The organism is Pseudomonas sp. 9AZ, assembly GCF_902506525.1.
Taxonomy (GTDB): domain Bacteria; phylum Pseudomonadota; class Gammaproteobacteria; order Pseudomonadales; family Pseudomonadaceae; genus Aquipseudomonas; species Aquipseudomonas peli.
In genome coordinates this window covers 2,119,683-2,139,391 of sequence record NZ_LR733840.1, presented here as the reverse complement: position 1 = coordinate 2,139,391, position 19,709 = coordinate 2,119,683, and the positions used below count along the sequence as shown (strand labels likewise).

20 protein-coding genes are annotated in these 19,709 nt (G+C 61.0%); 8 read left to right on the top strand and 12 right to left on the bottom strand.

Annotation, left to right across the window (positions count from 1 at the left end; genetic code table 11):
• The first annotated feature begins 26 nt into the window (after window positions 1-26).
• On the top strand, window positions 27-923 hold the full coding sequence (gene xerC / locus ALTER154_RS09955) for a tyrosine recombinase XerC (protein WP_160086669.1): 897 nt from the start codon (window positions 27-29) through the stop codon (window positions 921-923).
• Window positions 920-1,615, top strand: coding sequence for an HAD family hydrolase (locus ALTER154_RS09950; protein WP_160086667.1), 696 nt, complete (start codon window positions 920-922; stop codon window positions 1,613-1,615). Before xerC ends, ALTER154_RS09950 begins: the two co-directional genes overlap by 4 nt.
• A 151-nt stretch (window positions 1,616-1,766) precedes the next feature.
• On the opposite strand, the gene sutA is transcribed toward ALTER154_RS09950, so the two are convergent.
• The 4 genes from sutA to glnK form a co-directional block, all read right to left on the bottom strand.
• A complete protein-coding gene (gene sutA / locus ALTER154_RS09945; RefSeq protein ID WP_160014953.1) occupies window positions 1,767-2,096 on the bottom strand; it encodes a transcriptional regulator SutA in 330 nt (109 codons plus the stop codon).
• 258 nt (window positions 2,097-2,354) lie between these two features.
• Entirely contained in the window at window positions 2,355-3,605 is a 1,251-nt protein-coding gene (locus ALTER154_RS09940) for an ammonium transporter (RefSeq protein WP_160086665.1), read from the bottom strand.
• Window positions 3,606-3,683: 78 nt separating this feature from the next.
• On the bottom strand, window positions 3,684-4,997 hold the full coding sequence (locus tag ALTER154_RS09935) for an ammonium transporter (RefSeq protein ID WP_160086663.1): 1,314 nt from the start codon (window positions 4,995-4,997) through the stop codon (window positions 3,684-3,686).
• A 36-nt stretch (window positions 4,998-5,033) separates the two neighbouring features.
• Window positions 5,034-5,372 carry a P-II family nitrogen regulator gene (gene glnK / locus ALTER154_RS09930; protein WP_021700071.1) on the bottom strand — a complete coding sequence of 113 codons (339 nt, stop codon included), beginning with the start codon at window positions 5,370-5,372 and terminating at the stop codon, window positions 5,034-5,036.
• Window positions 5,373-5,798: 426 nt separating this feature from the next.
• Here glnK and ALTER154_RS09925 point away from each other — a divergent pair, with 426 nt between their 5' ends.
• Window positions 5,799-6,068 carry an accessory factor UbiK family protein gene (locus tag ALTER154_RS09925; RefSeq protein ID WP_090254591.1) on the top strand — a complete coding sequence of 90 codons (270 nt, stop codon included), beginning with the start codon at window positions 5,799-5,801 and terminating at the stop codon, window positions 6,066-6,068.
• Between the two features lie 39 nt (window positions 6,069-6,107).
• Window positions 6,108-7,607 carry a YifB family Mg chelatase-like AAA ATPase gene (locus ALTER154_RS09920; protein ID WP_160086661.1) on the top strand — a complete coding sequence of 500 codons (1,500 nt, stop codon included), beginning with the start codon at window positions 6,108-6,110 and terminating at the stop codon, window positions 7,605-7,607.
• A 56-nt stretch (window positions 7,608-7,663) separates the two neighbouring features.
• Here the strand turns inward: ALTER154_RS09920 and ALTER154_RS09915 are convergent, their stop codons facing one another.
• Both ALTER154_RS09915 and ALTER154_RS09910 read right to left on the bottom strand, forming a co-directional pair.
• Window positions 7,664-8,452 carry a gamma-glutamyl-gamma-aminobutyrate hydrolase family protein gene (locus tag ALTER154_RS09915; protein WP_160086659.1) on the bottom strand — a complete coding sequence of 263 codons (789 nt, stop codon included), beginning with the start codon at window positions 8,450-8,452 and terminating at the stop codon, window positions 7,664-7,666.
• Window positions 8,453-8,790: 338 nt separating this feature from the next.
• Window positions 8,791-9,720: a LysR substrate-binding domain-containing protein gene (locus ALTER154_RS09910; RefSeq protein ID WP_160086657.1), complete on the bottom strand. Its 930-nt coding sequence runs from the start codon at window positions 9,718-9,720 to the stop codon at window positions 8,791-8,793.
• Window positions 9,721-9,858: 138 nt separating this feature from the next.
• Here ALTER154_RS09910 and ALTER154_RS09905 point away from each other — a divergent pair, with 138 nt between their 5' ends.
• On the top strand, window positions 9,859-11,256 hold the full coding sequence (locus tag ALTER154_RS09905; protein WP_160086655.1) for a NorM family multidrug efflux MATE transporter: 1,398 nt from the start codon (window positions 9,859-9,861) through the stop codon (window positions 11,254-11,256).
• On the opposite strand, the gene ALTER154_RS09900 is transcribed toward ALTER154_RS09905, so the two are convergent.
• The 5 genes from ALTER154_RS09900 to ALTER154_RS09880 form a co-directional block, all read right to left on the bottom strand.
• Window positions 11,237-12,157: an SdiA-regulated domain-containing protein gene (locus ALTER154_RS09900; RefSeq protein WP_160086653.1), complete on the bottom strand. Its 921-nt coding sequence runs from the start codon at window positions 12,155-12,157 to the stop codon at window positions 11,237-11,239. The genes ALTER154_RS09905 and ALTER154_RS09900 overlap by 20 nt on opposite strands.
• An 88-nt stretch (window positions 12,158-12,245) precedes the next feature.
• Window positions 12,246-12,593 carry a NirD/YgiW/YdeI family stress tolerance protein gene (locus ALTER154_RS09895; RefSeq protein ID WP_160086651.1) on the bottom strand — a complete coding sequence of 116 codons (348 nt, stop codon included), beginning with the start codon at window positions 12,591-12,593 and terminating at the stop codon, window positions 12,246-12,248.
• A gap of 84 nt (window positions 12,594-12,677) precedes the next feature.
• Window positions 12,678-13,613, bottom strand: a complete 936-nt coding sequence (locus ALTER154_RS09890) for an SdiA-regulated domain-containing protein (protein ID WP_160086649.1) — start codon at window positions 13,611-13,613, stop codon at window positions 12,678-12,680.
• A 113-nt stretch (window positions 13,614-13,726) separates the two neighbouring features.
• Window positions 13,727-14,392, bottom strand: a complete 666-nt coding sequence (locus ALTER154_RS09885; RefSeq protein ID WP_160086647.1) for a fumarylacetoacetate hydrolase family protein — start codon at window positions 14,390-14,392, stop codon at window positions 13,727-13,729.
• A 272-nt stretch (window positions 14,393-14,664) separates the two neighbouring features.
• Window positions 14,665-16,059, bottom strand: a complete 1,395-nt coding sequence (locus tag ALTER154_RS09880; RefSeq protein WP_160086645.1) for an FAD-binding oxidoreductase — start codon at window positions 16,057-16,059, stop codon at window positions 14,665-14,667.
• Window positions 16,060-16,244: 185 nt separating this feature from the next.
• Between ALTER154_RS09880 and serA the strand changes: the two genes are divergently transcribed.
• Both serA and ALTER154_RS09870 read left to right on the top strand, forming a co-directional pair.
• Window positions 16,245-17,474, top strand: a complete 1,230-nt coding sequence (serA, locus tag ALTER154_RS09875; protein WP_108486783.1) for a phosphoglycerate dehydrogenase — start codon at window positions 16,245-16,247, stop codon at window positions 17,472-17,474.
• Window positions 17,475-17,545: 71 nt separating this feature from the next.
• Window positions 17,546-18,328 (top strand): DUF4344 domain-containing metallopeptidase, encoded by a 783-nt coding sequence (locus ALTER154_RS09870; protein ID WP_160086643.1) that lies wholly within the window; start codon window positions 17,546-17,548, stop codon window positions 18,326-18,328.
• On the opposite strand, the gene ALTER154_RS09865 is transcribed toward ALTER154_RS09870, so the two are convergent.
• A complete protein-coding gene (locus tag ALTER154_RS09865) occupies window positions 18,325-18,819 on the bottom strand; it encodes a DUF523 domain-containing protein (RefSeq protein WP_160086641.1) in 495 nt (164 codons plus the stop codon). The two genes, ALTER154_RS09870 and ALTER154_RS09865, sit on opposite strands and share 4 nt — an antisense overlap.
• Before the next feature lie 219 nt (window positions 18,820-19,038).
• Here ALTER154_RS09865 and ALTER154_RS09860 point away from each other — a divergent pair, with 219 nt between their 5' ends.
• Window positions 19,039-19,596 (top strand): DUF6160 family protein, encoded by a 558-nt coding sequence (locus ALTER154_RS09860; RefSeq protein ID WP_160086639.1) that lies wholly within the window; start codon window positions 19,039-19,041, stop codon window positions 19,594-19,596.
• The last annotated feature ends 113 nt before the right edge of the window (window positions 19,597-19,709 follow it).

Here is a 19,709-nt window from a genome sequence, read left to right as displayed (position 1 = left end):
CACCGACCGCACCGCAGGGAGCTTCCATGCAAGACCTCTTGGACGCCTACCTTGAACACCTGCGCAGCGAACGTCAGCTGTCCCCGCACACCCTGATTGGCTATCGCCACGACCTCAGCACGCTGTTGGCGCTCTGCACCCAAGAGCAGATCGACAGCTGGCGTACGCTCGATACCCCACGCCTACGCCGCATGGTCGGTCGCCTGCACATGCAGGGCCAGTCCAGCCGCAGCCTGGCGCGCCTGCTCTCGGCCACCCGTGGCCTCTATCGTTATCTGATTCGTGAGGGCCACTGCGACAGCGATCCAGCCAGCGGGCTGACGCCGCCCAAGGGCGAGCGCCGCTTGCCAAAGACCCTGGACGCTGACCGCACCGCACAACTGCTCGACGGCGCCTTGGAAGATGACTTTATCGCCCGCCGCGATCAGGCCATGCTGGAGCTGTTCTACTCGTCAGGCTTGCGTCTGTCGGAGCTGGTGAGCCTCAACCTCGACGGCCTCGATCTGCCCGCCGGATTGGTAAGGGTTATCGGCAAGGGCAACAAGACCCGCGAGCTGCCGCTTGGGCGCATGGCACGTGAAGCGATGCAGCAGTGGCTGCCACTGCGTGCGCTGGCGAACCCGAGCGACGGCGCGGTATTTATCAGCCAGCAAGGTCGGCGTATTGGTCCACGCGCGGTGCAACTGCGCGTGCGCCAGGCCGGCGTGCGTGAGCTGGGCCAGCACCTGCACCCGCATATGCTGCGCCACAGCTTCGCCAGTCATATGCTCGAATCATCCCAGGACCTGCGCGCGGTGCAGGAGCTGCTCGGCCATGCCGACATCGCCACCACCCAGGTTTATACCCACCTGGATTTCCAGCACCTGGCCACTGTTTATGACCAGGCCCACCCAAGGGCCAAACGCAAAGGCAACACAGAATGAGCATTCAGCTGATCACTTTCGACCTCGACGACACTCTGTGGGATGTCACCCCAGTGATGCAGGACGCCGAAGCGGCGCTGCGCAACTGGCTGGCGATGCACGCGCCGCGGCTGGGTGCGGTGCCGGTGGAGCATCTGTGGTCGATTCGCGCCACCTTGCTGCAGGCCGAGCCGATGCTCAAGCATCGCCTCAGCGAACTGCGCCGGCGCATTCTGCTGCATGCCCTAACAGACGCTGGCTATGCGCACGCGGATGCGCAGGCGCTGGCCGAAGCGGGCTTTCAGGTATTTCTCGCCGCGCGCCATCAGGTCGAACTGTTTGCCGAGGTGCATCCAACCCTTGAAGCTTTGGCCAACCGCTTCCAGCTCGGGGTCATCACCAACGGCAATGCCGATGTGCGTCGTCTGGGCCTGGCCGACTACTTCCAGTTCGCCCTGTGCGCCGAAGAGCTTGGGATTGGCAAACCCGACCCGAAGCCCTTCGAGGAAGCGCTCAAGCGCGCCGGGATAGCCGCCGAACACGCGGTACACATCGGCGACCACCCCAGCGATGACATCGCCGGAGCCAAGGCCGCCGGGCTGCGGGCGATCTGGTTCAACCCGCAGGGTAAGACCTGGAGCGACGCGATTACGCCTGATGGCGAGATCCGCAGCCTGGCCGAACTGCCGGCGCTGCTGCACAGCTGGGCATAGGCTGCAGACGCGCGGCGCTGGCCGACGATGAACGGTGGATGGATAAAGCGCCATCCACCCTACAAAGCCATCTGCCTGCCTTAACAAGGCATCGCGCACAAAAAAGCCCGCACGCGGATGGCATGCGGGCTTTTTGTTTTACAGCAGGCCCTTAGATAGGGCGGCTGCCGTACTTGCTGTCCGGCTTTTTGGGCGGATCAGATACCACATTCGGCTCGACTTCCTGCACCTTGCCACCACGGGAGAGGAACTCTTCCATGGCGCGGGCCAGTGCATCACGCTCTTTCTGCTTGGCTTCGATGCTCGGCAGTTCTTCTACGTCGACGGCGGCTTTGGCTTTTTTGCCTTTGCTGGCGGGTACGACTTCGTCGTCACCATCGCCATCATCGCTGCTGTCGCCATCATCGGCGGCAGCCAGCTCCTCGCCTTCGTCTTCGTCAGCGCCTTCTAATTCGTCGTGTTCCAGATCTTCGTCGCTCATGTTCCAACCTCATGACTTGCGAAAAGCAGAGTAGTTATAGCCCAGCTGCGTCAGCTTTCTAACGTCGCTGATAAAAAATCCCGTGGCCTTGCCTAGGGCTGAGCGCCGCGCATCGGCGAACTGCGCTCAACGGCGCGCATTCTAGGGTCTGTTGCCGCTCCATCACAACCGCGCACACGCTGAAAAACCACAACCTTTAATGGGCATTCAGAAAAAACAAAGGGCGCCCTAAGGCGCCCTTGTCGAAACCAGAGGAAATCAACGCTTGGTGAATTCCGGGTAGGCTTCCATACCGCATTCGGCGATGTCCACGCCTTCGTACTCTTCTTCCTCGCTGACGCGCAGACCAATCACCAACTTAATGATGGACCAGACAATCAGGCTGCAGACGAAGACCCAAGCGAAGATCGAACCTATACCCAGCAGCTGTGCGCCGAGAGTAGCGTCGCTATTGGTCAGGCAGACCGCCAGCAGGCCCCAGATACCGACCACGCCGTGTACGGAGATGGCACCGACTGGATCGTCGAGCTTGAGTTTGTCCAGACCGAGGATCGAGAACACCACCAGCACGCCACCCACGCCACCGATCAGGGTTGCTTGCAGGGCAGTCGGGGTCAGCGGCTCGGCAGTGATTGCCACCAGGCCAGCCAGGGCACCGTTGAGGGCCATGGTCAGGTCAGCCTTGCCGAACAGGATGCGTGCCACGATCAGCGCAGCGATCAAGCCACCGGCAGCCGCCATGTTGGTGTTAACAAACACGTTAGCCACGGCGTTGGCGTCTTCGATGGTGCTCATCTTCAGCTGCGAGCCACCGTTGAAGCCGAACCAGCCCATCCACAGGATGAAAGTACCCAGCGCGGCCATCGGCAGGTTGGCACCCGGAATGGCGTTGACCTGGCCATTCGGGCCGTACTTGCCTTTACGTGCGCCGAGCAGCAGTACGCCAGCCAGAGCAGCAGTAGCGCCAGCCATGTGCACCACGCCAGAACCGGCGAAGTCGAGGAAGCCAGCTTCGTTGAGGAAGCCCGAACCCCATTTCCAGAAGCCCTGTACCGGGTAGATGAAACCGGTCATGACCACAGCGAATGCCAGGAAGGCAAACAGCTTCATGCGCTCAGCAACGGCACCGGAAACGATCGACATACAGGTCGCGGCAAACACTACCTGGAAGAAGAAGTCCGAACGAGCCGAGTAGTAAGGGGCATCGTCACCGCCGGCCAGAACCGACTCAACGCTGTTCTCTTCACCCAGCAGGAAACCCAGGCTTGGCAGGATGCCGCCTTCCGGGCTGGAGTACATGATGTGGTAGCCGATCACCAGGTACATGATGCTCGCCACTGCGTACAGGGCGATGTTCTTGGTAAGAATTTCAGTGGTGTTCTTGGCTCGCACCAGACCGGATTCGAGCATGGCAAAACCCGCTGCCATCCACATTACCAGGGCGCCGCAAACCAAAAAGTAGAAGGTATCAAAACCGTACTGCAGTGCAGTCAATGCTGTGTTGTCCATGGTTCACCTCTTGCCGTTGCGCTTTTTAGCGCTATTCGGTTAAGACGTCCGGGTTGGCTCCGGACGCGCTCCGTGTGCTTACAGGTTGTAGCCGCGCTCGTTATGCAGGGCGAGATCGAGACCGATGGTCTCTTCCTCTTCGCTGACACGCAGGCCCATTACTAGGTCGATCACTTTCAGAATCACGAAGGTCACCACTGCGGTGTACACCACGGTGAAGGCCACCCCCTCGAACTGGATCCACAGCTGCGCCGGAATATTTTCCACCGTGCCGAAGCCACCCAAGGCCGGTGCGGCGAACGCCCCGGTGAGAATGGCGCCGACAATGCCGCCCACGGCGTGCACGCCGAACACGTCGAGGGAATCGTCATAACCCAGCTTGCGTTTCAGGCTGGTGGCGCAGAAGAAGCAGATCGCCCCACTTGCCAGGCCAATCGCCAGAGCGCCCATAGGCCCCGCCGTGCCGGACGCCGGAGTGATCGCCACCAAACCCGCCACAGCGCCCGAGGCAATGCCCAGAACGCTTGGTTTGCGGTGAGTGATCCACTCGGCGAACATCCAGCTCAGCGCCGCTGTAGCGGTGGCAATCTGGGTTACCAGCATGGCCATACCGGCGCTGCCGTTGGCTGCCAGCGCAGAACCTGCGTTGAAGCCGAACCAGCCGACCCAGAGCATGCTTGCGCCGATCAGGGTGTAGCCGAGGTTGTGCGGCGGCATGGCGGTCGTTGGGAAACCCTTGCGCTTGCCCAGCACCAAGCAGGCCACCAGACCGGCGATACCGGCGTTGATGTGCACCACGGTGCCGCCCGCAAAGTCGAGCACGCCCCAGTCCCACATCAGCGCCCCGTTGCCGCCCCAAACCATGTGCGCGATAGGCGCATAGACCAGGGTGAACCACACGGCCATGAAGATCAGCATGGCCGAGAACTTCATGCGCTCAGCGAAGGCACCGACGATCAGCGCCGGAGTGATGATGGCGAAGGTCATCTGAAAGGTGATGAACACGCTCTCTGGAATCCCAGCCACCAGGCTGTCCAGGGTCAAACCAGATAGGAAGGCTTTGGAGAAACCGCCGACGAAGGAGTTGAAGTTGACGACTCCCTGCTCCATGCCAGTGGTATCAAAGGCCAGGCTGTAGCCGTAAACGACCCACAGAATGCTGATCAACCCGGTTACTGCAAAACACTGCATCAACACCGATAGCACGTTCTTCGAACGCACCATGCCAGCGTAGAAAAGCGCCAGACCGGGGATGGTCATAAACAGCACCAGTACAGTGGCGACCAACATCCAAGCGGTGTCGCCGCTGTTCAGGCTTGCCTCTTCGGCCATGGCAAAGCCAGGAACGAGAGACAAAAGGGCTCCTAGCCCTGCGATTTTTCGCAGAGTCATGGTTTAACTCCTGGGGCGTGGGGTTCGTTCGGAGGCTTAAACTGCGTCGGTGCCGGTTTCGCCGGTACGGATGCGGATCGCCTGTTCCAGGTTTACAACGAAAATCTTGCCGTCACCGATCTTGCCGGTGTTAGCAGCTTTGGTGATGGCCTCGATGACGCGATCGAGTTGATCGTCAGCGATGGCCACGTCGATTTTCACTTTTGGCAAGAAATCGACCACGTATTCAGCACCGCGATACAGCTCGGTATGGCCTTTCTGGCGACCGAAGCCTTTGACTTCAGTGACGGTGATACCCTGCACGCCGATCTCCGACAGTGACTCACGGACGTCGTCCAGCTTGAACGGCTTGATGATGGCAGTGACTAGCTTCATGTAACTCTCTCCCGTGTAAGGTGGACATGCCCCAGGAATTGCGAACCCGGACCAAGTCTAAGCGCAGTGCCTGGCTTTTGTAATGCATCGCCGCCCTGATCCAGCAGCACCGATACTCACCAACCGCTCCCGACGAAGCACTTCCCCGCTTCGCCTGACGCACCGGAACTGCATCGGTGCATGCGTCGCAAGAGACAAAGCAGAAAGCTTGCCAGATCAGGTAAAACCGATTTATTTCATGCAGTTACCCGGCAAACGGGCGTTTTAGCCCGGTAATAGCCAACCGCCAGCGCACAACAACGGTGCAACAGCCTGCCAAGCAGCGCGCGAAAACCGTGCAGAAGCCGCCAACCCGTTCCGGACCCGGCCGGCAAGCCCGATAAAGCTGCGTGCTACACTGCCGCCATCTGTAAACGGAACCTCATCATGCTGCCACCTAAAGCCCTACTAGACGCCCTGACCACCCACGCCTCGCGCCTGTTCAACGGTGACGCGCCCTTGCCGCGCGGCGAGTTCGAAGCCCAGTTCAAAGTGCTGCTGCAAAGCGCCTTCAGCAAACTCGACTTGGTCAGCCGCGACGAATTCGACAGCCAGATGGTCGTACTCGCCCGCACCCGCGCCCGCCTGGAAGCTCTCGAGGCCAAGGTTGCCGAAATGGAAGCACGCAGCGCAGACGCCCCAGCCACCCGCGAGTAACACCCGCAGCGGATGCATCAGCCGATCAAGGAGTGATCGATGTCCCTGGCCATAGTCCACAGCCGCGCCCAAGTAGGTGTTGAAGCCCCCGCCGTCACCGTCGAAGCCCACTTGGCCAACGGCCTGCCCTCGCTGGCCCTAGTTGGTTTGCCGGAAACCGCCGTCAAGGAAAGCAAGGACCGGGTGCGCAGCGCCATCCTCAATTGCGCCTTCGAGTTCCCGCCCAGGCGGATTACCTTGAATCTGGCACCGGCCGATTTACCCAAGGACGGCGGGCGCTTCGACCTGGCGATTGCCCTCGGCATTCTCGCCGCCAGCGGACAGGTGCCAAGCACCGCACTGGAGCCGCTTGAGTGCCTGGGTGAACTGGCGCTGTCCGGGGCGATTCGCCCGGTACAAGGCGTCTTACCCGCCGCGCTAGCCGCCCGCGCCGCCGGACGCACCTTAGTAGTGCCCAAGGCCAATGCCGAGGAAGCCAGCCTAGCCTCGGGACTCACGGTGATTGCCGTCGAGCACCTGCTGGAAGTCGCCGCCCACCTCAATGGCCAAACACCGATTGCGCCCTATCAGGCCCAGGGCTTGCTGCGACAAGTGCTGCCCTATCCCGATCTGGCCGAGGTGCAAGGACAGATCGCCGCCAAACGCGCGCTGCTGGTCGCAGCGGCCGGCTCGCACAACCTTCTATTTACCGGGCCACCCGGCACGGGAAAAACCCTGCTGGCCAGCCGCCTGCCCGGCTTGTTGCCGCCACTGGATGAACAGGAAGCATTGGAAGTCGCTGCAATTCATTCCGTGGCCAGCCACGTTCCGCTTAACGCCTGGCCGCAACGCCCCTTCAGAACCCCGCACCACAGTGCCTCCGGTCCCGCGCTGGTCGGTGGCGGCAGTCGCCCGCAACCGGGTGAAATCACGTTGGCTCATCACGGCGTTTTATTCCTCGATGAGCTCCCCGAATTTGATCGCAAGGTTTTGGAGGTGCTGCGCGAGCCCCTGGAAAGTGGCCAGATCGTGATTGCTCGGGCACGCGACAAAGTGCGTTTTCCTGCGCGCTTTCAGCTGGTGGCGGCGATGAATCCGTGCCCCTGTGGGCATCTGGGCGATCCATCCGGGCGCTGCCGCTGTTCCACTGAACAGATCCAGCGCTACCGCGGCAAACTCTCAGGCCCGCTGCTCGACCGCATCGATCTGCACCTCAGCGTGCCGCGGGAAACCACCCGACTGAACGCTGACGCCGAGCCCAGCCCAAGCAGCGCCGAACTGGCCGAGCAGGTGGTGCAGGCACGCCAGCAGCAACTGGCTCGCCAGGGCTGCGCCAATGCCCACCTCGATCTCAATGGCGTGCAGCAACATTGCAGCCTGCCGGGCGAAGACCGCCAGTGGCTGGAAAATGCCTGCGAGCGCCTGGGACTGAGCCTGCGTGCAGCACACCGCGTATTGAAAGTGGCACGCACCCTGGCCGACTTGGACAGTGCTGCACATATTCGCCGCAGCCACTTGGGTGAAGCCCTGCAGTACCGACCCAGCATCAGCGGGGCCTGAATCGCAGCCATAAAAAAGCCCCGCATGCGGGGCTTCTTAATGTGCAGTTGGAACGCTTACTGGTCGCGGCGGGCTACCTGCTCACGACACGCATCACCGAACGCCTTGAAGATTTTCACCGAATGCGGGTTCTGCGCCGCCTGCCACTCCGGGTGCCATTGCACCGCCAGGGTGAACTGCTCGGCGCCCGGCAGGTGAATCGCCTCAACCAGACCGTCCTCGGCATGGGCTAGCGCCTCGACGCCCTCACCCAGCTGATCCAACGCCTGGCCGTGCAGCGAGTTGACCGGGAACTCGGCCTCACCCATCAGCTCGGCAAACCAGCTACCCGGCAGCGCGCGCACGCTGTGGCTGTCGGCGTATTGCACCTCCACCGGAGCACTGGTGTCTTCGCGGTGGTCATTCATGCCCGGGACTTCGTAGACCTTCTGGTGGATATTGCCGCCCAGGGCCACGTTGATTTCCTGCATGCCACGGCAGATCGCGAACAGCGGCAGACCACGGGCCAACGCAGCGCGAATCAGTGGAATATCAAACAGATCACGGTCCTTATCCTGGCCCTTAGTCGGGGTCAGGTTTTCCTGGCCGTAGAGGGCCGGATCGATATTGCTGCCCGCACCGGTCAGGTACACGCCATCGACCATCGACAGGTACTGCTCGATGTCATCCGCGCCGCAGCAGCTGGGCGCCAGCAGCGGCACACAGCCCGACAGTTCGACCAGCGGGGTTATGTATTTGTGGGTCATGACTTGATAGGCATGCCCTTTGCGCTCTTGAGCGCCCATGGACATCAGGACAACCGGTTTACGCGCGCCTGGGCGCTGTTTCGTATTGTTGTTGGACATACATCACCTTGGGGCAGCCGGGATTGGCTGCCGTTGTTGTGCAGAAGGGCTGACGGTTGTCGCGCACCTTCTGTTTTACGGCTGATTGCGCCTGTCTAGATGCCCGCCGCAGCGGCATCAGATGCACGATAAGCGCTCATCTGGCAGCCACAATCCTGAAGCCAGTCTGCCAAAGCCGTAAAATATGTCAAACGAATACGCTCGGATCGTTAAGAAATCAGACCGCAAGCAGCAGACAGCTCAATCTAAAATCGCATTAACCCTATGTTTTAAAAGCGTTAATACGAATAAGCCAACAAACGATAGTCCAATATTTTTTACGCTCTGCGCGTAACCCGCTAACGTGCCCGACTTCCCACCCGCTCAACCACCGGCAGTTGCATGGCTGCCACATCAGCCACGAGATAATCGCGCAAGCGGCGAAAACGCTCCTGGCCTCGGCGCGCTTTTGGCCATACCAGGTAGTAGCTGTAGCCACTGGGCACGGCGCTAGGCCAGGGCAGACCGAGACGGCCCTGGGCGACATCCTCGGCGACCATTACCAAATCGCCGATCGACACGCCATAGCCACGCGCCGCAGCCACCATGCCCAGCTCCAAGGTATCGAACACCTGGCCACCCTTGAGCGGCACCTGATCCGCCAGGCCCATGGCCATCAACCACTGCCGCCAGTCGCGGCGATCCGGGGTCGGGTGCAGCAGTTCGGCGGCCTGCAGACGTGCCAGACCCCAAGGTTGTTCGCCCAAGACTTCTGGCGCGCAGACCGGAATCAACCATTCGGCAAACAGCTCGGTGCTTTCCCATTCCTCCGGGAAATCGCCCTGACTCAGCAGGACGGCGCAGTCGAATGGCTCATGCAGAAAGTCCACCTTATCCACATCCATCCAGGCGCTGGTCAGTTGCACCTCACTGGCGCTTAGCAGGCGATAGCGCGACAGGCGCGCCAGTAACCAGCGCATGGTCAGCGTCGACGGGGCTTTCAGGCGCAGCACCGCGTCGTCGACACGCAGGGTGTTACAGGCGCGTTCCAGCGCCTCGAAGCCATCGCGCAGCCCAGGCAGCAACATGCGCGCCGTTTCGGTGAGTTGCAGGCTGCGGCCTCGACGCTCGAACAGCCGGCAAGCGAAATGATCTTCCAGGGTGCGCACATGTCGGCTGACTGCACTCTGGGTAATCGCCAGCTCTTCGGCGGCGCGGGTAAAGGAGCTGTGCCGCGCCGCGGCCTCGAATGCGCGCAGGGCATACAGCGGTGGCAGGCGCTGGCTCATACACCTAACCCATGAGTAATAGTCATGCCTGTCATCGCTATTATCCTTTTGTGCTGCCACGGCTGGCTTATGAGAATAGGCGTATTCTCTGCCTGCGCGGATCACCCGAGCAAGCCTTCTAACTGAGTAGAACTCATCATGCTGCATCCGCTTCGTGGCGAACTGCGCGCCATCCTGAAACTTGCCGGGCCGCTGATTGCCGCGCAACTGGCACATGTGCTGATGGTGTTTACCGATACGGTGATGATGGGTCTGCTTGGCCCCGCCACCCTGGCCGCTGGCGGCCTGGGCGCAGCCAGTTACTCCTTTGTCTCAATCTTCTGCGTCGGGGTGATTGCCTCGGTTGGCAACCTGGTGGCCATCCGCCACGGCGCGCAGGACGCGGCCGGCGTCACCCGGCTGACGCAGAACGGCCTGTGGCTCGGCTGGGGTCTGGCGTTGTTGGCTGGCCTGGCGCTGTGGAACCTGGGCCCAGCATTGCTGTACTTCGGCCAGAAGCCGGAGAACGTCAGCGGCGGCATGCAGTTTCTCTCCACCCTGGTGTTTGCCCTGCCTGGCTATATGAGCTTTATGGCGCTGCGTGGCTTTACCAGCGCCATCGGCCGCCCTGGCCCGGTAATGGCCATCAGCATTGGCGGCGCGCTGGCCAACTTCGTCCTCAACTATGCACTGATCAAGGGCTGGTTCGGCCTGCCGCCACTGGGCCTGGCCGGAATCGGCCTAGTGACGGCCGTGGTGATGAATGTCATGGCGCTGCTGCTGGCTTGGCATGTGCTGCACCACAGTGCCTACAGCCCTTATCCGCTGTGGCGCGGCTTGTTGCGGCCGGTGTGGGGCGAGCTGAAAGAGCTGCTGCGTCTAGGCCTGCCGATTGGCGGCACCTATGCGGTGGAATCAGGCCTGTTTGCCTTTGCCGCACTGTGCATGGGCGCGCTGGGCAGCACGCAACTGGCGGCGCACCAGATCGCAATCATGTCGGTGTACGTGGCGTTTATGGTGCCAGTGGGAATTTCCTATGCGGTGACCTTCCGCATCGGCCAGCACTTTGGTGCCGGCCGCCTGCAGCAGGCACGCCAAGCCGGTCGCCTGGGCCTTGGCCTCGGTGCGCTGTGCATGCTCGGTTTCGCCTGCCTGTTCTGGCTGGCGCCGCATTGGGTAGTGGGGCTGTTTCTCGACCACAACGACAGCGCCTATGCCGAGGTGGTGAGCCTGGCCGTGGCACTGCTAGCGATTGCTGCCTGGTTCGAGTTCTTCGATGGGATCCAGACCATCGCCATGGGCGCAATTCGCGGCCTAAAGGACGCCAAGACCACCTTCTGGGTTGGCCTCGGCTGCTACTGGGCAGTTGGCGCGCCATTGGCCTGGGCTCTAGCCTTCCCGCTGGGCTGGGGCGCAGAAGGCGTTTGGTGGGGATTAGCCGGCGGCCTGGCCTGCGCCGCCATCGGCCTGACCCTGGGTTTTGAGTGGAAAACCGCGCGCCTGCTGCAACCGGCGGCCGCAGCCTTTACGCCACAGCCTAAGCGCCTGGTTTCTTGAAGCGATAGAACAGATTCGGCTCGCTAACCAGATAGAGCACGCCCTGGTTATCCATGGCGATGCCTTCGCCCTGCGGTACGCTGCGTTTGAGGCCGTTACGTCCACCAAGCAGCGACAGGCTGCTGATCGGTTTGCCCTCGACATTCAGCTCCAGCACCAGGCGTGACTCGTCGGACAGCGCCAGCAAATGCCCGCTGCGCTCATCAAATTGCAGGCTGGAGAGGTCACGTACAAATAGCCCAGCGTCACGCTGCTGATCATCCACCACGTGCACGGCAAAGGGGCTCTGTGGGTCTCGCTGAGGAAAACCGTGAATCTCATAGATGCGCATCGGATCGCGCTCTTTGGCAACAAACAGACGCTGCCCAGCCGAATCGTAGGCCAAGCCCTCAAACCCCTTGTTGCCATTCAGGCCAATGCTCAACGAGAACTGCTGAGCCTGGTCGGCATGCAACTCGGTGGTGGCATCATCCACCCGCACCTTGATCAGGCGCTGCTTACGCTCATCAGTGATCACATACAGGCCTGGGCTGATGTACTCAACCGCTTCAGCATCGCCAAAACCGTGCAAATCGATACGCCGTAGCAGCTCACCATCCAGCGATAACTCCAGCAGCTGCGGCTTCTGGTTGGTCACGGTGAACAGGCTGTTGCGGTCTGGGTCGAAGGTCAGCGCCGAGACATCATCGTTCAGGCCCTCGATCACGCGGGCCTCAAGGTCCACCTGATAATCCGCCAACAGCATGGAGCCCTGCTGCCCGCTACCGGCTTTCTGCCACTGCTGCACATTGAACCAAGCCCGCTCGAACAAACGGTACTCCTGCGCAAACAAGCCCAGCAGCAGCAAGGACAGCGCGACAAGGCTCAGCAGCAGACGTTTCAGGGTGAAATGATCTCGCATGACGCTTCACTCTCAACAGTAACGGGTGGCGCAACGGCGTCAGCCCGAAGCAGGGCTTCGGGCTGACATGGGCACATGATCGAGTGATTTACTTGACCAGTTCGAGGTACTCGACATCGATTTCGCGGCTGGTTAGGTCACGATCCACTTCACCACTGATCTTGACCACGGCCTTTTCAGAAATGGCCTGGGCCGGCCAATGCTCGTCGTCGATTTCGACGTTGATGGTGCCGCTGGCGTCTTTGAATTCGTACAACTCATCCTGCAGACGCTTGACGATCTGCCCTTGCAACACCACCGGTGTATCGTCGGCAGCGTCCAATGCGGCCGCTACGGTGGTGACCTGAGCAGTGGCGCCTGGGCCGGTATAACCGGTGGCCATGGCGGCGGTGGAGAACAGTGGAGCCAGCAGCAGAGCCAAGGTGAAACGCTTCATGGGGTAACCCTCTAATCAGTTAGGTGATGGGGCCAGAGTAGAGGGCCTAGCTGAAGCCAGGCTTAATCGGTGCTTAAGCCAAACTTAATCCGCAACAGCGGGCTGTTCGGCCGCCGGGTCCTTGCGCAGGACGTAGAACAGGTTGGGCTCGCTGACGATATAGATATTGCCTGCCGCATCCATTGTTACCCCTTCGGCCTGCTCAATGCCGCCATGCAGGCCATTCATGCCGCGACTCAGGCTGATAAAGCTGACGGGCTCGCCCAGAGCATCCACCTCCAGCAGCAGGCTGGATTCATCGGAAAGCACCAACGCATGCCCAGTCCGAGGATCGTAGGTCAGTGAGGAAATATCACGCAGAAACAGGTGCCCGGAACTCATCGGCTCAAGGGTGCCCGTGGCACCGTCCTCGCCTGGAAACGGCAGGCTAAACAACCCCAGCGGACCACGCTCCTTACCCAGCAGCACGCGCTCATTGCGCGAATCCCAGGCAATGCCCTCGAAGCCCTTATTGCCGGCATCAATAAAACCCAGGTCGAACGACGGTAGATCGGCAAACTCCAGGCGGCGTGTCAGGGCGCTGAGTTTGAAGGTGGTCAAGGTGCGCTTGCGCTCATCGATAATCGCCAGGCGGCCGTCGGACAGCATCTCGACCCCTTCGGGATTGGCGAAGCCGAGCAGATCGATACGCCGGAGCACCTGACCATCCAGGGTCAGCTCGATCAACTGTGGGTATTTCCCAGTCACGGTAAACAGGGTGTCGCTTTCCGCGCTGTAGGTCAGCCCGGACACCTCGTCGTCTTCCAGCCCTTGCAGTGGTTTGCCTTGCAGCACGGCCCGGTAACCCGGCAGCCAGATGCTCTGCTGTTGCTCGGCAACGCCCACCTGCTGCTGCTGAATCCAGAAGGACAGGCGATCGTCCCAATGGCGGTAATTCATCGCCAGTAATGCCACCACTAGCAGGCACAACACCCCAACCAACCAGCGCACACGCACCAGCCGAGTAATCCAGATCGACATCGCACACAACTCAGCAGAACGATGGCTATCAGACTAGAGAGCAACCCTTAAGTTTCTATGACGCCACCCAACCAACAGGCACCTCCAGGTGCCTGCGTACATGGCCAGATGACCTAGAGCGCGCGACTGGCGAAAAGGCTGTGGCCGACCAGTTCCAGCACCAGCTCATCGCCCTTGTGCAGTGGGCCGACACCCACTGGCGTACCGGTGAGGATCACATCGCCCGGCTGCAGGCTGAAGTGGCCGCAGATGTGCTGGATCATCGGCAGAATCGGGTTAAGCATGTCACGGCTGTTGCCGTCCTGACGCACTTCACCGTTGATCGCCAGGCGGATGCCGATATCGGCAAGGTCTTCAACGGCATCACCCGGCACGAACGGCGCCAGCACGCAGGCACCGTCGAAGGATTTGGCGGTTTCCCAGGGGTAACCCTTGGCCTTGAGCGTGGCCTGTAGGTCACGCAGCGTCAGGTCCAACGCCGGGGCGAAGCCGGAAATGGCATCACGTACTTCTTCAGCGTTCGGCGTGCGCGACAGCGGCTTGCCGATCAGCACGGCGATTTCCGCCTCGTAATGCACATCACCCTTACCTTCAACCAGGGTAAAACCGTCATCCAGCGGCACCACACAGCTGCCCGCTTTGATAAACAGCAAGGGCTCGGTCGGCACCGGGTTGTTCAGTTCCTTGGCATGCTCGGCGTAGTTACGGCCGATGCACACCACCTTGCCCATGGGGAAGTGGATATGGGTGCCATCGACATACTGATGCTGGTAGCTCATAAGCAACTCCTGATGGGAATGCATGACGCCGCTCGTTGTGCGAGCAGACGGCGTAGAGCGGTAGCCCCGCCCTACGCTCTGAATCGTTGATAGCCCATGGTGGACGACCTCTCACGGGCTGTCGTTTCGACTAAAGACTTAATTCAGCTTGCTGAAAGCGTTGCGAGCGAAGGCCAGGCAAGGCGGCGAAGTCGGGAAAAAGCGGAGTTGGCTTGTGCCAATGAGCATTTTTCCTGACTTCGCCAACGCAGCATGACCGAGCGCAGCAGCTTTCAGAGCGGGAAGATCTTGCCCGGGTTCATGATGCCGTTGGGGTCAAACACTGCCTTGATCGCCTTCATATAACCAATCTCGGCTTCCGAACGGCTGTAGGTCAGGTAATCGCGCTTGGTCATGCCCACACCGTGTTCGGCGCTGATCGAGCCGTTGTACTTCTGTACGGTCTCGAACACCCACTTGTTGACGGTGGCGCACTTGGCGAAGAACTCGTCCTTGGACAGGTTCTCCGGCTTCAAGATGTTCAGGTGCAGGTTGCCGTCACCGATATGGCCGAACCAGACGATTTCGAAGTCCGGGTAGTGTTCGCCGACGATACGATCGATATCGTGCAGGAAAGCCGGCACCTTGGAGACGGTGACCGAAATATCGTTCTTGTACGGCGTCCAGTGGCTGATGGTTTCCGAGATGTACTCGCGCAGCTTCCACAGGTTCTGCAGCTGCTGCTCGCTCTGGCTCATCACGCCATCCAGTACCCAGCCCTGCTCGACGCAATGCTCGAAGGTGGCCAGGGCCGCTTCGGCGACTTCCTCGGTGGTGGCTTCGAATTCCAGCAGAGCGTAGAACGGGCAATCGGTTTCAAACGCCGCCGGCACGTCACCACGGGCCATGATCTTGGCCAGGGCCTTGTCGGAGAAGAACTCGAAGGCGGTCAGGTCCAGCTTGTTCTGGAAGGCATGCAGCACCGGCATGATCGAGTCGAAGTCCGGGGTGCCGAGCACCATTGCGGTGAGGTTCTTCGGCGCACGGTCCAGGCGCATGGTGGCCTCGACGACGAAGCCCAGGGTGCCTTCAGCGCCGATAAACAGCTGACGCATGTCGTAGCCGGTGGCGTTCTTGATCAGGTCCTTGTTCAGTTCCAGCAGCTCGCCGGTGCCGGTGACGACCTTCAGGCCAGCCACCCAGTTGCGGGTCATGCCGTAGCGAATCACCTTGATGCCACCGGCATTGGTGCCGATATTGCCGCCGATCTGGCTGGAACCCGCCGAGGCGAAGTCCACCGGGTAATACAGGCCCTTGTCCTCAGCGAACATCTGCAGCTGCTTGGTCACCACGCCGGGCTGGCATACCGCCGTGCGATCGAATTCGTTGAAGTCGAGAATCTGGTTCATGTAGTCGAAGGCCACAACCACTTCACCATTGGCCGCCACCGCGCCGGCGGACAAACCGGTGCGGCCACCCGACGGCACCAGCGCGACCTTGTGCTGATTGGCCCAGCGAACGATGGCCTGCACCTGCTCGATGCTCTTGGGGAAGGCAATCGCCAGCGGCGCTGGGGCGAAGTGCTTGGTCCAGTCCTTACCGTAGGTATTGAGGGAATCGGCATCGGTCAGCACCTTGCCGGGCTCAACCAGGGTCTTCAGCTCTTCGATCAGCGCAGGGTTGGTCATCTACGGAACTCTCAAACGATTCATGGTCACCCTGAGCACGCTTCATCTGCCAGGGTAGGTGTTTCGCGGGGCTCGTATGCTAGCATACGCCCCCCGTGAATCGTGCCCCCGCGCCGATCTGCGGGCTGCGGCCGGCGGCGCTCGGCCTCTTCCCTGACACTATTTGTGGGACAACAGGTACTCCGATGAGCAAGACCTCTCTCGACAAGAGCAAGATCAAGTTCCTTCTTCTTGAAGGCGTCCACCAGAATGCAGTGGACACCCTGAAGGCCGCTGGTTACACCAACATCGAGTACCTCAAGGGCGCACTCTCCGACGACGAACTGAAAGAAAAGATCGCCGACGCGCACTTTATCGGTATCCGTTCGCGCACCCAGCTGACCGCCGAAGTCTTTGACTGCGCCAAGCGCCTGGTAGCTGTGGGCTGCTTCTGCATCGGCACCAACCAGGTTGACCTCGACGCCGCTCGCGAGCGCGGTATCGCCGTGTTCAACGCACCGTATTCGAACACCCGCTCGGTGGCCGAGCTGGTATTGGCCCAGGCCATCCTGCTGCTGCGCGGCATCCCCGAGAAAAACGCCTCCTGCCACCGTGGTGGCTGGATCAAATCGGCGGCCAACTCCTTCGAAATCCGCGGCAAAAAGCTGGGTATCGTCGGTTACGGCTCGATCGGCACCCAACTCTCGGTACTCGCCGAAGCCATGGGCATGCAGGTGTTCTTCTACGACACCGTGACCAAGCTGCCACTGGGCAACGCCACCCAGATCGCCAAGCTGCATGACCTGCTGGGCATGTGCGACATCGTGTCGCTGCACGTGCCTGAGCTGCCGTCCACCCAGTGGATGATCGGCGAGAAGGAAATCCGCGCGATGAAAAAAGGCGGCATTCTGATCAACGCCGCACGTGGCACCGTGGTCGAGCTGGAGCACCTGGCCGCCGCGATCAAGGACGAGCACCTGATCGGCGCCGCCATCGACGTGTTCCCGGTCGAGCCGAAATCCAACGACGAAGAGTTCGAAAGCCCGCTGCGTGGCCTGGATCGCGTGATCCTGACTCCGCACATCGGTGGTTCGACTGCAGAAGCGCAGGCCAATATCGGCCTGGAAGTGGCCGAGAAGCTGGTCAAGTACAGCGACAACGGTACCTCGGTGTCCTCGGTCAACTTCCCCGAAGTGGCCCTGCCGGCGCACCCGGGCAAGCATCGCCTGTTGCACATCCACGCCAACATCCCGGGCGTGATGAGCGAGATCAACAACGTGTTTGCCGAAAACGGCATCAACATCTCTGGCCAGTTCCTGCAGACCAACGACAAGGTCGGCTATGTGGTCATCGACGTCGACGCCGATTACTCCGATCTGGCGCTGGAGAAGCTGCAGCACGTTAAAGGCACCATCCGTAGCCGCGTCTTGTTCTAACGCGGCGCAGACATTAAAAAGGCGACTTCGGTCGCCTTTTTAGTGCGCGCTCGACACACCCAGGAATTCCTATGCTCACCCTTCCAGCCCGTTTTGCCCTGCTATTGGCCGGCTTACTAGCCCTCGATTGCACTCAGGCCCAATCCAATTCCAACAAGTTGAGCGTGCGCTACGAGGCTGCGCCGCTTGAGCTGCGAGACATCGCTGCACAGGCCGAACAGGATGCCATTCTCGAGGGTTGGCGTGAGCATATCGACGCGTTGCTGCCGGATCAGGGCCTGCAACTGCTGCTGACGATGCGCACATGCGATGAGGCCAACGCTTTTTACGACAGCGACGAACAGAGCATCATTTATTGCTATGAAGAGCTGCAAGACACGCAAAACAACTTCGCTCAATTTGAAGCCGAGGGCCAACTCAATGCCGAAGAGGCGCAGGCGTTCGCCGTCGGCTGGAGCGACTACCTGTTCTTCCACGAACTGGGCCACGCGCTGATCGATCAATTGGAAATCCCCATGCTGGGGCGCGAAGAAGATGTGGCCGATCAGATCAGCACCTACATTTGGGTGCACCGTGAAGATGGCGAGCACATACTCAACGGCACCATTTTCAGCTTTGGCGCGTGGGAAGACGACATCAGCGAAGACGGGCTGGCCGCGACGCACAGCCTGAACGGGCAACGCTATTACAACGTCATGTGCTGGGCATACGGTGCCGACATCGAGCGCTACAGCGATGCGGGCGATCAGCTCCCTGAGGAGCGCCGGGACAGTTGTGAAGAGGAGTATTGGCAGCTGGCCAATGCCATCGAACAGCTTCTGCCACTGCACTTCGATGATGATCAAGCGCCTTAATCAGTGCCATCCAGCACCGCCAGAAAGGCCTGCGCCGCCGCCAGTTCTTCTTCACTGAACACCCGCACCCCGGCGCGGCGCAAGGCCGCGGCCGTCACGCCTTCGCCAGCGACCTTGGTGCCGCTAAAACTGCCGTCATACGCCTCGAAATTGCCACACGAGGGACTGCGCGCCTTGAGCAGTGCCAGTCGGATGCCATGCTGCGCCACCAAGGCCAAAGCCTGCTGTGCGCCGTCAACAAAAGCCGCCGTGACATCCTCGCCAGTCACCGTCAGCACCGGCAGCTGCCCGTCGAGTACTTTTGCCCCCTGACCACCGGCAATTTCCGCAGGTGCGCGCGGAGTTGGCAGGCCACCGGCGACTTCCGGGCACAGCGGCACAATGCGCCCCTCCTGCTGCCAGCGCTCCAGCAGGCTGAACGGGCCATGGGCGCCACCGTCATAACGTACGCGCTGGCCCAACAGGCAACGGCTCACCAGAATCTTCTGCATCACTCTCTCATTAGTCACCCGCCGTAACACCGTCAGGTTACTGCGCTTGCTGGCCGCCGATCAAAGGGACGGGCTGCCGAGCAGATTGCCAAGCACATCACGCCGGCAGCGCCATTCGCGCGCACCGCCGGCCTATCCTTCGGCGGGAAGCAACGCGGCCCGATGGCGCGCGCGCCAGGCCCAGCACAGACTCTCGGCACTCTAGTCGAGGACACTTCCATGCATCGCCCACTTCGCACCCTTGCCCTGTCACTCGCCGCCAGCCTTGCGGTCTGCACCCTGCCAAGCCAGGCGGCCCTGCTGCCGATGGACAACCAGAGCCTGAGCGAGATCAGCGGTCAGGCCGGTATCAGCATCCGTGCCGACGTGCTGGCGACGATCAACCGGATCAGCTGGAATGACGATGGCGGCAGTGCATCACTGCGCAACGTGAAAATCGACAACGGCTGCCTCACCCCCGCCAGCTGCCCGAACGGCTCTGGCGGCAGCTTCGCCTTCGGCGCGGCGCAACTGGGGCTGACCCTGCCAATCTTCGGCGTCAACCTGCCCACCTTGAAAATCGATGTGGTGTCCAATGGCAGCGGCCAACAGCAACTGCAACTAACCCTCCCCGACCTCACCACCATCAATGATCAACTGGTGGCCAGCGGTATCCCGGCGCAGCGCATTCGCGTGCGGGTGGCGGCTGATATGTACGTCGGCGAAAGCCGTCTGGGCAGCATCGAGATGCGCGACATCACTGATTTGCGGGGGACCTTCAAGGTCTGGGGCCACTAAGAACCTCCTCACGATCTGCTGCGCGTCGGCCCTGCAGCGTTAAAAACAGGCTCGGAATGCTCATGTACAAAAGTACACTCCGCTTCCTCGCCTGTTTTTGCCTTGCATGGCTC